The sequence below is a fragment of the Klebsiella sp. JN_Kp121 genome (genome assembly GCF_040062145.1).
Classification (GTDB): domain Bacteria; phylum Pseudomonadota; class Gammaproteobacteria; order Enterobacterales; family Enterobacteriaceae; genus Klebsiella; species Klebsiella aerogenes.
Genome location: NZ_JBEAHX010000037.1, coordinates 1 through 14,055, shown reverse-complemented (window position 1 = coordinate 14,055; position 14,055 = coordinate 1). Strand labels below are relative to the sequence as shown.

The 14,055-nt window shown below is 55.7% G+C and carries 13 protein-coding genes; 7 read left to right on the top strand and 6 right to left on the bottom strand.

Annotated elements, in window-relative coordinates:
* The first annotated feature begins 260 nt into the window (after nucleotides 1-260).
* The 7 genes from proV to leuA all read left to right on the top strand — a co-directional run bounded on the left by proV (nucleotide 261) and on the right by leuA (nucleotide 9,159).
* Nucleotides 261-1,463, top strand: coding sequence for a glycine betaine/L-proline ABC transporter ATP-binding protein ProV (proV, locus tag ABLU86_RS23775; protein WP_015370073.1), 1,203 nt, complete (start codon nucleotides 261-263; stop codon nucleotides 1,461-1,463).
* Entirely contained in the window at nucleotides 1,456-2,520 is a 1,065-nt protein-coding gene (proW, locus tag ABLU86_RS23770) for a glycine betaine/L-proline ABC transporter permease ProW (RefSeq protein ID WP_015370072.1), read from the top strand. The genes proV and proW overlap by 8 nt, the downstream gene beginning before the upstream one ends.
* 14 nt (nucleotides 2,521-2,534) lie before the next feature.
* On the top strand, nucleotides 2,535-3,530 hold the full coding sequence (proX, locus tag ABLU86_RS23765) for a glycine betaine/L-proline ABC transporter substrate-binding protein ProX (protein WP_015370071.1): 996 nt from the start codon (nucleotides 2,535-2,537) through the stop codon (nucleotides 3,528-3,530).
* Between the two features lie 445 nt (nucleotides 3,531-3,975).
* Nucleotides 3,976-4,506: a transcriptional repressor MprA gene (gene mprA / locus ABLU86_RS23760; RefSeq protein ID WP_015370069.1), complete on the top strand. Its 531-nt coding sequence runs from the start codon at nucleotides 3,976-3,978 to the stop codon at nucleotides 4,504-4,506.
* Between the two features lie 131 nt (nucleotides 4,507-4,637).
* Nucleotides 4,638-5,810: a multidrug efflux MFS transporter periplasmic adaptor subunit EmrA gene (gene emrA / locus ABLU86_RS23755; protein ID WP_015370068.1), complete on the top strand. Its 1,173-nt coding sequence runs from the start codon at nucleotides 4,638-4,640 to the stop codon at nucleotides 5,808-5,810.
* Between the two features lie 15 nt (nucleotides 5,811-5,825).
* A complete protein-coding gene (gene emrB / locus ABLU86_RS23750) occupies nucleotides 5,826-7,364 on the top strand; it encodes a multidrug efflux MFS transporter permease subunit EmrB (RefSeq protein ID WP_020078123.1) in 1,539 nt (512 codons plus the stop codon).
* A gap of 136 nt (nucleotides 7,365-7,500) precedes the next feature.
* The gene (gene leuA / locus ABLU86_RS23745) at nucleotides 7,501-9,159 is read left to right on the top strand and encodes a 2-isopropylmalate synthase (RefSeq protein WP_032715676.1); all 1,659 of its coding nucleotides are present in this window, start codon (nucleotides 7,501-7,503) and stop codon (nucleotides 9,157-9,159) included.
* Here leuA and ABLU86_RS23740 read toward each other — a convergent pair.
* From ABLU86_RS23740 to ABLU86_RS23715, 6 genes are all read right to left on the bottom strand, one after another.
* Nucleotides 9,156-9,923, bottom strand: coding sequence for a helix-turn-helix transcriptional regulator (locus ABLU86_RS23740; protein ID WP_015370065.1), 768 nt, complete (start codon nucleotides 9,921-9,923; stop codon nucleotides 9,156-9,158). The genes leuA and ABLU86_RS23740 overlap by 4 nt on opposite strands.
* A gap of 48 nt (nucleotides 9,924-9,971) precedes the next feature.
* On the bottom strand, nucleotides 9,972-10,487 hold the full coding sequence (gene luxS, locus ABLU86_RS23735) for an S-ribosylhomocysteine lyase (protein WP_015370064.1): 516 nt from the start codon (nucleotides 10,485-10,487) through the stop codon (nucleotides 9,972-9,974).
* A 163-nt stretch (nucleotides 10,488-10,650) separates the two neighbouring features.
* Nucleotides 10,651-12,207, bottom strand: coding sequence for a glutamate--cysteine ligase (gshA, locus tag ABLU86_RS23730; protein ID WP_015370063.1), 1,557 nt, complete (start codon nucleotides 12,205-12,207; stop codon nucleotides 10,651-10,653).
* A gap of 66 nt (nucleotides 12,208-12,273) precedes the next feature.
* Nucleotides 12,274-12,702: a YqaA family protein gene (locus ABLU86_RS23725; RefSeq protein WP_015370062.1), complete on the bottom strand. Its 429-nt coding sequence runs from the start codon at nucleotides 12,700-12,702 to the stop codon at nucleotides 12,274-12,276.
* Complete coding sequence (yqaB, locus tag ABLU86_RS23720) at nucleotides 12,699-13,265, bottom strand: fructose-1-phosphate/6-phosphogluconate phosphatase (RefSeq protein WP_020078121.1); 567 nt, start codon at nucleotides 13,263-13,265, stop codon at nucleotides 12,699-12,701. The genes ABLU86_RS23725 and yqaB overlap by 4 nt, the downstream gene beginning before the upstream one ends.
* Nucleotides 13,266-13,391: 126 nt before the next feature.
* Nucleotides 13,392-13,706 (bottom strand): BON domain-containing protein, encoded by a 315-nt coding sequence (locus ABLU86_RS23715; protein ID WP_015370060.1) that lies wholly within the window; start codon nucleotides 13,704-13,706, stop codon nucleotides 13,392-13,394.
* Nucleotides 13,707-14,055 lie beyond the last annotated feature (349 nt).

Below are 14,055 nucleotides of genomic sequence, written 5' to 3'. Positions count from 1 at the left end.
GCCATTTTCGTGTCATATTTCCTTCATTTACACCAATTTTCCCATTCATTATTCATGCATAATCAAAAAATATCACCAGCCGTATATGATGGCTCAGCCCTTATATCACGGGCAATTCAGCCAGAGATCCCTATTCAGATTTTGGCTAGCTATTCACATCGAGGGTTGTCACAGAATCTCAGTATGTTAGGGTGTAAAAAGATAATAATCTTCACCAGGTACGATATCGATATAATTAAAGACAGGAAATCATTTATTGCATGGCAATTAAATTAGAAATCAAGAATCTCTATAAGATATTTGGCGAGCACCCGCAACGCGCGTTCAAATATATTGAAAAAGGACTTACCAAAGAGCAAATACTGGAAAAAACGGGGCTATCGCTTGGCGTTAAAGACGCCAGTCTGGCCATTGAAGAAGGCGAGATATTCGTCATCATGGGACTTTCCGGTTCAGGAAAATCCACCATGGTTCGCCTTCTCAATCGCCTGATTGAACCCACCCGCGGACAGGTGCTGATTGACGGCGTCGATATCGCCAAAATCTCAGATGCCGAGCTTCGCGAGGTGCGCAGGAAAAAGATTGCGATGGTTTTCCAGTCATTCGCCCTGATGCCGCATATGAACGTGTTGAATAACACCGCGTTCGGTATGGAACTGGCCGGCGTTTCCGCCGAAGAGCGCCAGCAGAAAGCGCTGGATGCGCTACGTCAGGTGGGGCTGGAAAATTACGCCCACGCCTATCCCGACGAACTTTCCGGCGGGATGCGCCAGCGCGTCGGCTTAGCCCGCGCATTAGCGATCAACCCCGATATTCTGCTCATGGATGAGGCCTTCTCAGCGCTTGATCCGTTAATTCGTACCGAAATGCAGGATGAGCTCACCAAATTACAGGCAAAGCATCAACGTACCATTGTCTTTATTTCCCACGACCTTGATGAAGCTATGCGTATTGGCGATCGTATTGCCATTATGCAAAATGGCGAAGTGGTGCAAATTGGCACGCCTGACGAAATTCTGAATAACCCGGCGAATGATTACGTTCGTACTTTCTTCCGCGGCGTCGATATTAGCCAGGTATTTAGCGCTAAAGATATTGCCCGCCGTAGCCCGGTTGGCCTGATTCGTAAAACTCCCGGTTTCGGCCCGCGTTCGGCGCTGAAATTATTGCAGGATGAAGACCGTGAATATGGCTACGTCATTGAACGCGGTAATAAGTTTGTCGGCATTGTCTCCATCGACTCTCTGAAAAGCGCGCTGAGCGAAAATCAGGGGCTCGATGCGGCGTTAATTGACTCCCCGCAGGCGGTGGAGGCACAAACGCCGCTCAGCGACCTGCTCTCCCACGTTGGCCAGGCGCCGTGCGCCGTCCCGGTGGTGGATGAAGGACACCAGTATCTCGGCATTATTTCAAAACGCATGCTGCTACAGGCTTTAGATCGCGAGGGGGCAAACAATGGCTGATCAATCAAACCCATGGGATACCGCAGCGCCAGCGGATAACGCAGCGCAGTCCGCCGACGCCTGGGGCAATCCAACACCGGCGCCCGCTGACGGCGGCGGCGCCGACTGGCTTAACAGCGCGCCTGCGCCGCAGCCAGAACATTTCAATATTATGGATCCGTTCCATAAAACGCTGATCCCGCTCGATAGCTGGGTTACCCACGCCATCGACTGGATCGTGCTGCACTTCCGTCCCCTGTTCCAGGGGATCCGCGTGCCGGTGGATTATATTCTCAGCGCCTTCCAGCAACTGTTGCTGGGGATGCCGGCGCCGGTGGCGATTATTCTCTTCGCGCTGATCGCCTGGCAGATCTCCAGCGTCGGCATGGGTATCGCCACCCTGATCTCGCTGGTAGCCATCGGCGCTATCGGCGCATGGTCGCAGGCGATGGTCACCCTGGCGCTGGTGCTGACCGCGCTGCTGTTCTGCATGATAATCGGCCTGCCGCTGGGGATCTGGCTGGCGCGTAGCCCGCGGGCGGCGAAAATCATCCGCCCGTTACTCGATGCGATGCAGACCACGCCGGCGTTCGTCTACCTGGTACCGATCGTCATGCTGTTCGGTATCGGCAACGTTCCGGGCGTGGTGGTGACCATTATCTTCGCCCTGCCGCCAATTGTCCGCCTGACGATCCTTGGGATTAACCAGGTGCCGGCAGACCTCATTGAGGCTTCACGCTCCTTCGGCGCCAGCCCGCGCCAGCTGCTGTTCAAAGTCCAGCTGCCGCTGGCGATGCCGACCATCATGGCTGGCGTCAACCAGACGCTGATGCTGGCCCTGTCGATGGTCGTTATTGCCTCGATGATCGCCGTCGGCGGCCTCGGTCAAATGGTGCTGCGCGGTATTGGCCGACTGGATATGGGGCTGGCGAGCGTCGGCGGTGTCGGGATCGTTATCCTCGCGATTATCCTTGACCGCCTGACGCAGGCCGTCGGCCGCGATTCCCGTAGCCGCGGTAACCGCCGCTGGTACACCACCGGACCTCTGGGGCTGATTACCCGCCCTTTCTGTAAATAAGAGAAGGAATAACGATGCGACATACAACTCTCCTTGCCACAGCGTTTACCGCCCTCGTCACGACCAGCGCGTTTGCTGCCGAGCTGCCGGGTAAAGGCATCACCGTGAAACCGGCGCAGAGTACTATTTCCGAAGAAACCTTCCAGACGCTGCTGGTCAGCCGCGCGCTGGAGAAACTGGGCTATAACGTCGAAAAGCCGAGCGAGGTCGACTATAACGTCGCCTACACCTCCATCGCCTCTGGCGATGCCACCTTTATTGCCACCAACTGGCAACCGCTGCACGATGATATGTACGCGGCGGCGGGCGGCGATAAAAAATTCTATCGGGAAGGAACCTTCGTCACCGGCGCGGCGCAGGGCTATCTGATCGACAAGAAAACCGCCGAGCAGTACCACATTAAATCCATCGACCAGTTGAAAGATCCTAAGATCGCCAAACTGTTTGATACCAACGGCGATGGCAAAGCCGATCTCACCGGCTGTACCCCCGGCTGGGGCTGCGAAGCGGTCATCAACCATCAGATTGATGCCTATGGGCTGAACAATAAAGTGGTCCATAACCAGGGTAACTATGCGGCGATGATGGCCGATACCATCGCCCGTTATAAAGAAGGGAAACCGATTCTTTATTACACCTGGACGCCGTACTGGGTCAGCGACGTGCTGAAACCGGGTAAAGATGTGGTCTGGCTGCAGGTACCGTTCTCCTCCCTGCCGGGAGAACAGAAAGATATCGACACCAAGCTGCCGAACGGCGTCAACTACGGTTTCCCGGTGAACACCATGCATATCGTCGCCAACAAAGCCTGGGCCGAAAAAAACCCGGCGGCGGCGAAGCTGTTTAGCCTGATGAAGCTGCCAATTGCCGATATCAACGCCGAAAACGCGATGATGCATGCCGGCCATGCTTCAGAAGCCGACATCAACGGCCACGTTGATGGTTGGATTAAAGCCCACCAGCAGTTGTTCGATGGCTGGGTGAAAGAAGCGCTGGCGGCGCAGAAGTAATCTCTCCCTCTCCCCGCGGCGTTTTATCGCCGTGGGGACTGCCTTCCCCTGTACCAACATGAAACGAATATGCATAAAAATGCGTATTTTCTGATTTCCCATTTTAGCGATTGTGAAGCCATCACGCCGTCTGCTAAGGTGAATAACTCTTTCCAGGCGTAATTTTCACCAACGTTATCAATAAGTCACCAATATGGAAACTCCTGCTCCCTGACGTCAGCCCCCGTGACTACCAACACGGGTAGGTTTCGTCGCGTTCAGGTTGAGCTTACAGGTGGCGAACAGCATTATTATCCCTACGCAACTCAGCGCTTTAGCCTATGGTTTGGCATGGAAAATCGGCGACTCGCCGGAGATTTTAAGTATTAATAGTGACCAATAATTCATTTGCTTTATTTGTCACAATAGTTATTATATCGGCTGTAATTAATGAGGTTATACCCAAATGGATAGTTCGTTTACTCCCATTGAGCAGATGCTCAAATTCCGCGCCAGCCGCCATGAAGATTTCCCTTTCCAGGAGATTCTCCTCACCCGTCTCTGTATGCACATGCAGGGTAAGCTGCTGGAAAACCGTAACAAAATGCTGAAAGCGCAAGGGATTAACGAGACATTATTTATGGCGCTGATAACGCTTGAGTCTCAGGAAAATCACAGCATTCAACCTTCCGAGCTGAGCTGCGCGCTGGGTTCGTCACGCACTAATGCCACCCGCATCGCCGACGAACTGGAAAAACGCGGCTGGATCGAACGTCGTGAAAGCGATAACGATCGTCGCTGCCTGCACCTGCAGCTGACCGACAAGGGTCATCAATTCTTGCGCGAGGTATTACCTCCGCAGCACAACTGTCTACATCAGCTGTGGTCTTCTTTGAGCACCGCGGAAAAAGACCAGCTGGAGCACATCACCCGTAAACTGCTTGGCCGCCTCGACCAAATGGAAGAAGACGGCGCGCTGGCGGGATCCCTGCGCTAAGCACGGAGCCGCACAATATTTTGAGTTGCAAGGAACACGGTCAGGCCAGCAGATCTTCTGCTGGCCTTTCTGGTAAACAGGTCGGCTCAGCCGATGTGAAATAATAAGAATGTAAAATTGTGGAGAATCAGATGAGCGAAAATGCGGCGAGCCAAACTCCGCAGCAATCAGGCAGCAAGAAAGGGAAACGCAAAGGCGCCCTTCTGCTCCTGACCTTGCTCTTTGTTATTGTGGCCGTAGCCTACGGCATTTATTGGTTTTTAGTCCTGCGTCATTATGAAGAGACCGATGACGCTTATGTGGCAGGGAACCAGGTACAGATCATGGCGCAGGTTTCCGGCAGCGTGACTAAGGTCTGGGCCGACAACACCGACTTTGTGCAACAAGGCGATCCGCTGGTCACCCTCGACCAGACCGACGCCCAGCAGGCGTTTGAAAAAGCCAAAACCCAGCTGGCGGCAAGCGTGCGCCAGACTCGCCAGCAGATGATCAACAGCAAGCAGCTGCAGGCGAATATTGACGTCAAAAAAACCGCCCTCGCCCAGGCGCAGGCAGACCTTAATCGTCGTATCCCGCTGGGCGCCGCGAACCTGATTGGCCGCGAAGAGCTACAGCACGCACGTGACACCGTCGCCAGCGCGCAGGCCGAACTCGACGTCGCCATTCAACAGTACAACGCCAATCAGGCAATCGTACTGGGCACCAAACTGGAACAGCAGCCGGCGGTGCTGCAGGCGGCGACCGAAGTCCGCAACGCCTGGCTGGCGCTGCAGCGTACGCAAATCGTCAGCCCGATTAGCGGCTACGTTTCCCGCCGCTCGGTGCAGCCTGGCGCGCAGATCGGTACCACTACCCCGCTGATGGCGGTGGTTCCAGCCACCAACCTGTGGGTTGACGCCAACTTTAAAGAGACCCAGCTCGCCCATATGCGTATCGGCCAGCCGGCGACCATCGTCAGCGATATCTACGGCGATGACGTGAAGTACACCGGTAAAGTGGTCGGCCTGGATATGGGTACCGGCAGCGCCTTCTCCCTGCTGCCGGCGCAAAACGCCACCGGTAACTGGATCAAAGTCGTCCAGCGTCTGCCGGTTCGTATCGAGATAGATGCTAAACAGCTGGCGCAACATCCGCTGCGCATCGGCCTGTCGACGCTGGTTGAAGTAGACACCAGTAATCGCGAAGGCGAGATGCTGGCAAGCCAGGTACGAAGCTCGCCGGTCTATGAAAGTAATGCCCGTGAAATCGGCCTTGAGCCGGTGAATAAACTGATCGACGGTATCATCCAGGCCAACGCCGGATAATTCGGGGTGAGCGTAATGCAACAGCAAAAACCGCTCGAAGGCGCGCAACTGGTCATCATGACCATTGCGCTGTCGCTGGCGACTTTCATGCAGGTGCTGGACTCCACTATCGCCAACGTGGCTATTCCGACCATTGCCGGTAACCTTGGCTCGTCGCTAAGTCAGGGGACCTGGGTCATCACCTCGTTTGGGGTGGCGAACGCTATCTCCATCCCAATTACCGGCTGGCTGGCGAAGCGCGTCGGCGAAGTGAAACTCTTCGTCTGGTCGACGGTGGCATTCGCTATCGCCTCCTGGGCCTGCGGGGTGTCGAACAGCCTGACGATGCTGATTTTCTTCCGCGTGATTCAGGGGATCGTCGCCGGTCCGCTGATCCCGCTATCGCAGAGTCTACTGCTCAGCAACTACCCGCCAGCGAAACGCTCAATCGCGCTGGCGCTGTGGTCGATGACGGTCATCGTCGCGCCGATTTGCGGCCCGATTCTCGGCGGCTATATCAGCGATAACTACCACTGGGGCTGGATCTTCTTCATCAACGTGCCGATTGGCGTGGCGGTGGTTCTCATGACGCTGCAGACCCTGCGCGGCCGTGAAACCCGCACCGAGCAGCGGCGTATCGACGGCGTCGGGCTGGCGTTGCTGATTATCGGGATCGGTAGCCTGCAGGTGATGCTCGACCGCGGTAAAGAGCTCGACTGGTTCGCTTCCAACGAGATTATCATCCTGACCATCGTGGCGGTGGTGGCGATAAGTTTCCTCATCGTCTGGGAGCTGACCGACGATAACCCGATAGTCGACCTGTCGCTGTTTAAGTCGCGTAACTTTACCATCGGCTGTTTGTGTATCAGCCTGGCCTATATGCTCTACTTCGGCGCCATTGTATTGCTGCCGCAGCTTCTGCAGGAGGTATACGGCTACACCGCCACCTGGGCCGGTTTGGCTTCGGCGCCGGTCGGAGTGATCCCGGTCATTCTGTCGCCGATTATCGGCCGCTTTGCTCATAAGCTCGATATGCGGCGGCTGGTGACCTTCAGCTTTATTATGTATGCGGTGTGCTTCTACTGGCGCGCGTGGACCTTTGAACCGGGAATGGACTTCGGCGCATCGGCCTGGCCGCAGTTTATCCAGGGTTTTGCGGTGGCCTGTTTCTTCATGCCGCTGACCACCATCACTCTCTCTGGCCTCCCGCCGGAGCGGCTGGCGGCGGCGTCGAGCTTGTCGAACTTTACCCGAACCCTTGCCGGCTCCATCGGTACCTCAATTACCACCACCATGTGGACCAACCGCGAGGCGTTGCACCATGCGCAGCTCACCGAGTCGGTGACGCCGTTCAACCCCAACGCCCAGCAGATGTACGATCAACTACAGGGTATGGGAATGACCCAGCAGCAGGCTTCCGGCTGGATTGCCCAGCAGATAACCAACCAGGGGTTGATTATCTCCGCCAACGAAATCTTCTGGGTTTCGGCGGGGATCTTTATCCTTCTGCTAGGCCTGGTGTGGTTCGCCAGGCCGCCGTTCAGCGCCGGCGGCGGTGGCGGGGGCGCACACTAAGTATTAACAAAAGGGATCTGCGGGTCCCTTTTTTATTGCCGGACCTTGTCCATTTCGCGCTAGCTTCTGTCCATTTCGCTAAAGCCGCCGATGGGTTATGTCATGCAGGATAAAGCTCCGACTACAGGAGAACACCATGCTGACCAATCCTTGCGAAAAATACAGCCCTTATCCACCTATCACCCTGCCCGATCGCCGCTGGCCCGAGCGGCAAATCACTACCGCGCCGCGCTGGCTTTCCACCGATTTGCGCGACGGCAACCAGGCGCTGGCCGAACCAATGGATGCCGCGCGTAAGCTGCAGTTCTGGGATCTGTTGCTGGAGTGCGGTTTTAAAGAAATAGAGGTCGCCTTCCCCTCCGCCTCGCAAACCGATTTCAACTTTGTGCGCCAGCTGATTGAGGAGCAACGCATCCCTGAAGATGTCACCATTCAAGTATTGACTCAGGCGCGGGAAGAACTCATAGCACGAACCTTTGAAGCGCTGCGCGGCGCCAGACAGGCGACCATTCATCTCTACAATGCCACCGCGCCGCTGTTTCGCGAGCTGGTTTTCGGCATGGAAAAGGCCGAAGTGATCGAGCTCGCCACCCGCGCCACCCGGCTTATTCGTCTGCATTGCGAACAGCAGCCGGACACCCGTTGGCAATATGAATATTCACCGGAAACCTTCTGTTTTACCGAGCCGGAATTCGCCCTTGAAATCTGCGAAGCGGTGGCGGAAATCTGGCAGCCCTGTGGCGAACGGCCAATGATTATTAATCTCCCGGCAACGGTCGAAGTCAACACGCCAAACGTCTACGCCGATCGGATTGAATATTTTTGCCGCCACTTCTCGCGCCGCCAGGATGTGTGTATCAGCGTGCATCCGCATAACGATCGCGGTACCGGCGTCGCCAGCGCCGAGCTGGCGGTGATGGCCGGCGCCGATCGCGTTGAAGGCTGTCTGTTCGGCAATGGCGAGCGTACCGGCAACGTCTGTCTGGTCACGCTGGCGATGAATCTCTATAGCCAGGGCGTGGATCCGCAGTTGCGCTTTACGCAGATGAATCGGGTGGTAGAGATCGTCGAGAACTGCAACCAGCTCCCGGTACATCCGCGTCATCCATGGGCAGGCAGTCTGGCCTACACCGCCTTTTCGGGTTCACATCAGGATGCCATTAAAAAAGGGTTTGATGCCCGTAAACCGGGAGATCGCTGGCAAATGCCGTATTTACCTATCGATCCACAGGATATCGGTTGCAGCTATGAAGCGGTGATCCGCGTTAACAGCCAGTCAGGTAAAAGCGGCAGCGCATGGCTGATTGAGCAGAACCATGGTCTTAAGCTGCCGCGGGCGTTGCAGCAGGACTTCAGCCAGTACGTTCAGCAAGAAACGGATAGCCATGGTAAAGAAATGACCCATAACGCATTATGGCAGCTGTTTCGCAGCCGTTACGGCCTGCTGGCGCAGCCGACGCTGGCGTTACTCGACTATCAGAGCGACGGCCAGCAGGATGGCGAACTGACGTTACAGGCTGCGCTGCGGATGAATGGCGAAACCCGCCGCTTGAACGGACGTGGTAACGGTTTGTTATCCGCCGCCGCCAACGGCCTGAGCGCGCTGTTAAAACGTCATTTCGTTATCAAGGACTACCACGAGCATACCCTCGGGGCGCGCAGCGACAGCCGCTCCGTTGCCTATATTCGCTGCGTCTTTGCCAATGGCGAAAGTCGATGGGGCGTCGGCATTGATAATGACGTTGCCCGCGCGTCTTTACAGGCGTTGTGTAATGCCGTTCACGCCAGGGATTAATCCAACGGGCGAAAATAGTCGCTGGGCGCGGTCCCCATTACCCGGCGGAACATGGCGCTAAAAGCGCTGTGACTGCCGTAACCCAGATCCAGCGCTACCCGTAGTACCGACTGCCCCTGCGCCAGGCGAACCAGCGCCTCCATCAGCTTCGCCCGGCGCACCCATTCGCTCCACGTCAGGCTGGTCTGCTGTTGAAAATGGCGGTTCAGCGTACGCTCGCTCATTCCGCCTGCTTGCGCCGCCTCACGGCTGCCCCACGGTTCACCGGGCGCTTCGCGCACCCGCTGGCATAACCGACGCAGGCTATCGCTATGCGGTTCCGGCAAACCGAAAGGTAATACCGACATCCCGCGAATTTCATCCAGCATCAGCTCATAGATACGTTCATCGCGGGTGCCGGGGAAATAGCGCTCTTCCAGCGCCAGCGACGCGACGATAAGCTCACGCAGCAGCGGTGAGATCTGCACGATCTGGCAGGTAGAGGGCAGATCGGCACGGGCCAGCGGATCGATAAATAGCGTCCGTGCGGCCACATTGCCAGTTATGCGCAACGCGTGCGGCGTATGTGCCGGTAGCCAGACGCCGCGCCCCGGCGGCACGACCCAGAATCCGACCGGCGTTTCCACCCGAACCACGCCGCTGAGAATATGCAATAACTGAGCGCAGTCGTGGCAATGCATTGGTTCGCTATCGCCGTGGGCGTAATCATGGGCAAATGGCACCAGCGCGCGGTGCTGGAAGGAAAAGGAGAGCGTTGTCGACATGATAAGCGGAGAGCGGCCCGACGCGATGGCCGGGCCGACGCATGCGCACTAGATGTGCAGTTCTTGCAGTTTTTCTTTCGGCAGCGCCAGCTCATCGTTGCTGTTGATGCGAACATCACGCTCAATGATGTGGCGGGCGATATCCTGCGCTTCCTCCAGCGAGTGCATGGTGTAGGTTCCGCACTGGTAGACATTCAGCTCAGGGATCTGATTCTGATCTTTGACTTTCAGCACGTCAGCCATCGCCGCTTTCCAGGCATCGGCCACGCGTTGCTCTTCCGGCGTACCAATCAGGCTCATGTAGAAACCGGTACGGCAGCCCATCGGAGAAATGTCGATAATTTCCACGCCATTACCGTTCAGGTGATCGCGCATGAAACCAGCAAACAGGTGCTCCAGTGTATGAATACCGCGCTCCGGCATCACTTCCTGGTTCGGTACGCAGAATCGCAGATCGAAAACGGTGATTTGATCGCCGTGCGGCGTGTTCATTTTCTTCGCGACGCGCACCGCAGGCGCTTCCATTCGGGTATGGTCGACTGTGAAACTATCTAACAACGGCATTCTTCACCTCCGATAGTGATTTTTTTTAAAATAAAATGAACTCTTCGTTCAACAGCGAGTCTGAGTATATGAAAGACGCGCATTTATTATCATCATCATCCCTGAATCAGAGATGAAAGTTTGGCCACAGTGATGTGGCCTTTTTCTTTTGTAGCGCTTTTTACTACGCGTGTCGTGCTAAAAGTGCCTCGAACGGCTCGCTATCTTCCGCTTCCACTTTCTTCTGTCGCGCGACCGACGCATCACGTTCGGCGATAAAATCTTCTTCGCTTAAAATTTCCAGCGGTTCATCGCGCAGCATCGTACGATACTCATCAGCCAGCTTACGCCCGGTACCGCCAATCCCTTCTTCAATCATAGAACGCAGAATGCGCGCTGAGAACGTTAATTCCGGATCGTCAAAGCACGCCAGCAGCTCATCGCACACTTGTTGATAGGCCTCGCCGCCGTGGATGCTGTCCAGCGTTTGCGCCACGCGACGTAAATCACGGAACAGATCTTTACCCACCTGCGCCAGCGGGAACTGCGCGCTTTCACAGCCAATCCCCAACGTCAGGCCCGGTTTACGGCCCTCAAGAATCACCCGGTTCCAGTTAGTGCGGGTACACAGCAGTTCGCTGCTGCTCATCTCCGGCGCATCGGCCAGCACGCACCAGACCATAAACAGATCGAGGAAGCGCACCTGCTGCTCATCCACGCCGATCGGCGAGAACGGGTTGATATCCAGCGAACGCACTTCGATGTACTCGATGCCGCCGCGCAGCAGCGCATCGGACGGCGTTTCACCGCTACGGGTCACCCGTTTCGGACGAATCGGCGCGTACAGCTCGTTTTCAATCTGCAGAATATTGCTGTTGATCTGCAGATGTTTGCCGTCTTTCTCAAGCCCGATTTTAGCGTACTCTTCCGATGGCGTTTTAATCGCCCGCTTCAATCCTGCCACATACTCGTGCAGATCGTTAAACGTAATTCCGAGATTGCTTTGCGACTTATTGGTATAACCGAGGTCGCTAAGACGCAGAGAAGTGGCGTATGGCAGGTAATACATGCCGTTTCCGGCCTTTTCAAACGGCAGAGTCGTCGGTTTGCCTTGCAGGAACGAGGAGCAAATCGCCGGCGACGCGCCGAACAGGTACGGAATTACCCAACCGAAACGGTAGTAGTTACGAATCGAGCGGAAATAACCGGCCGAGATCGCCTCTTTGCCGCTTTCCGCGTCTTCCACACCGCACTTGGCCTGCCAGAACGCCATCGGCAGCGAGAAGTTATAGTGCACGCCAGAAATGGTTTGCATCAGCGCGCCGTAGCGGTTTTTCAGCCCTTCGCGATACAACGTTTTCAGCCGGCCAACGTTAGAGGTGCCGTATTGCGCCAGTTCAATATCCTGACCCGGCGCGATATAGCACGGCATGCTCAGCGGCCACATCCGCTCGTCGCCGAGCTGGCGGGCGGTGAAGCGATGCACATCGCGCAGGAAAGTCAGCATATGATCGACATCGCCATCCACTGGAGTAATAAACTCCAACAGGGCTTCGGCAAAATCAGTAGTAATCCATTTATGGGTCAGCGCCGAACCTAAAGCTAAAGGATGGCCGGTCGTGGCCAGCGTGCCGTCGGCGTTAACGCGCAGCGTTTCACGCTCAAGCCCACGTTTAATGCCTTGCAGCGCCTGCGGATTTTTTTCCAGCCAGGCCAGCGCCTGTGATACATCCGGGATCAATTTGACCTCCCGCCTGTCGAAATCGTTTGAATTAGCATAATTGTAATGGTTGAACAATCAGTCCAATTAGTGCCACCACGTCATGCCCTGAAGGGTTGCCGCCGCTATGACGATATAACGCAACGCCTTACCAAGGCATAAAAAAAAGAGCACTGGTCCCCAGGAAATGCGCATCCATCCCGCTAGTAAACACAGCAAATCGCCTATAACAGGCGCCCAGCTCAATAATAATGTCACCGCGCCATAGCGTTTAAGCCAGCCGGTTGCCCTCTCCTGCCAGCGCGATTGCTTGCGCAGCGGAAACAGGCGCCCCAGAATAACGTTAGTTACCCCTCCAAGGCTATTGCCGATTGTTGCTATTAATACCAGCATCCACGGTTGACTTGCCCCCGTAAGAAGCATAGCAACCAGCACCACTTCTGAGTTACCGGGCAGTAAAGTGGCGCTTAAAAAGCTGCTGGCAAAAAGCGACAGGAGCGACAGCGCGTCGCTCACAATAGACGCACATCCACAGCATCCATACCCGCGCGCTTCGCCGCCTCCAGACCGAAGTCGGCATCCTCGAAGACCACGCAGGTTTCCGGTGCGACGCCCATGCGCTCCGCGCACAGCAGGAAGGTATCGGGCGCAGGCTTATGCTGCGCCACGTGATCGGCAGCCACCACCGCGGAGAAGTAGTGGCGCAGGCCAAGATGCGCCAGCAGCGCTTCGGCAACAGCGCTTTCGCTACCGGTACCGACCGACATCGGGCGACGGCCATGCCACTCTTTTACCACCTCTATCAGCGGTAACGGGCGTACGCTATCCAGCAGCATCGCTTTGACGGCGACGGTCTTTTCCTGCGCCAGACGATGCGGATCTAAATCAGCCTGATTCAGCTCGATAATCGCCTGGGCAATACGCCAGGTTGGAGAACCGTTGAGCGCGACCACGGCCTGCTCATCAAAACGCATACCGTAACGGCCCAGTACTTCACGCCATGCCTTACGATGCGTCGGCTCGGTATCGAGGATGGTGCCATCCATATCGAAAATCAGTCCTGCGTAACGTTGGTACATCGTGTTCTCACAAACCGGATAAGGAAACGTTACTGTATCGCAAAAGGCGGGTTTTGTCGCGGGGGAGCCAGAGACAGCAAAGGCGCCTGCAGGCGCCTTAATCAACTCGGGATAGCGAAAACGGTATTATTTGATTCGCAGGTCGTTCTCAACCACGCGCACGCCCTGCACGCGACGGGTGACCTCTACCGCCCGTTTAGCGCTCTCAGCCGACGATACGAAACCGCTCAGCTGTACGCGGCCTTTAAAGGTCTGCACGCTAATTTCTGAGGATTTGATATCTTTTTCGTTAAACAGCGCGCTTTTTACCTTGGTGGTTACCACGGTATCGTCAATATAACCGCCGGTGCTTTCTTTGGTGGACGATCCGGCACAGCCTGCCAAAGATACGGCGACCAGAAGCGTTGCGCAAAAGGCAGGTATTGCTTTGAACCATTTCATTGATTTCTCTCCTTGCATTCATCACACCCGGTTCAGGTAGATCTACAGGGATAAATTATAGTGGAAAGAGCGACTTGCCAATAAGAAATGTGTTGATTATCGAGGAGATAAAATGCGTCGTACTGATGGGATGAAAATTGGAGAGTTTTATTGAAAAGAAGATGGTGCATCCGGGAGGATTACTCGGCTGCGCCTCGCCCTACGGGCCGTTGCTGACGCAACGTTATCCTTCCTGGTACTCGCGATAATTTCGCATACCATGCAACAATCGAGATTGCTGTTACTGAGGAGAATATGGTGCATCCGGGAGGATTCGAACCTCCGACCGCTCGGTTCGTAGCCGAGTACT

Excerpts from the sequence above, each read along its gene's own strand:
- emrA (WP_015370068.1), top strand. The coding sequence starts at position 4,638 with ATGAGCGAAAATGCGGCGAGCCAAACTCCGCAGCAATCAGGCAGCAAG.
- leuA (WP_032715676.1), top strand. The coding sequence starts at position 7,501 with ATGCTGACCAATCCTTGCGAAAAATACAGCCCTTATCCACCTATCACC.
- ABLU86_RS23740 (WP_015370065.1), bottom strand. The coding sequence starts at position 9,923 with ATGTCGACAACGCTCTCCTTTTCCTTCCAGCACCGCGCGCTGGTGCCA.
- emrB (WP_020078123.1), top strand. The coding sequence starts at position 5,826 with ATGCAACAGCAAAAACCGCTCGAAGGCGCGCAACTGGTCATCATGACC.
- proX (WP_015370071.1), top strand. The coding sequence starts at position 2,535 with ATGCGACATACAACTCTCCTTGCCACAGCGTTTACCGCCCTCGTCACG.
- luxS (WP_015370064.1), bottom strand. The coding sequence starts at position 10,487 with ATGCCGTTGTTAGATAGTTTCACAGTCGACCATACCCGAATGGAAGCG.
- proV (WP_015370073.1), top strand. The coding sequence starts at position 261 with ATGGCAATTAAATTAGAAATCAAGAATCTCTATAAGATATTTGGCGAG.
- ABLU86_RS23715 (WP_015370060.1), bottom strand. The coding sequence starts at position 13,706 with ATGAAATGGTTCAAAGCAATACCTGCCTTTTGCGCAACGCTTCTGGTC.
- mprA (WP_015370069.1), top strand. The coding sequence starts at position 3,976 with ATGGATAGTTCGTTTACTCCCATTGAGCAGATGCTCAAATTCCGCGCC.
- proW (WP_015370072.1), top strand. The coding sequence starts at position 1,456 with ATGGCTGATCAATCAAACCCATGGGATACCGCAGCGCCAGCGGATAAC.
- yqaB (WP_020078121.1), bottom strand. The coding sequence starts at position 13,265 with ATGTACCAACGTTACGCAGGACTGATTTTCGATATGGATGGCACCATC.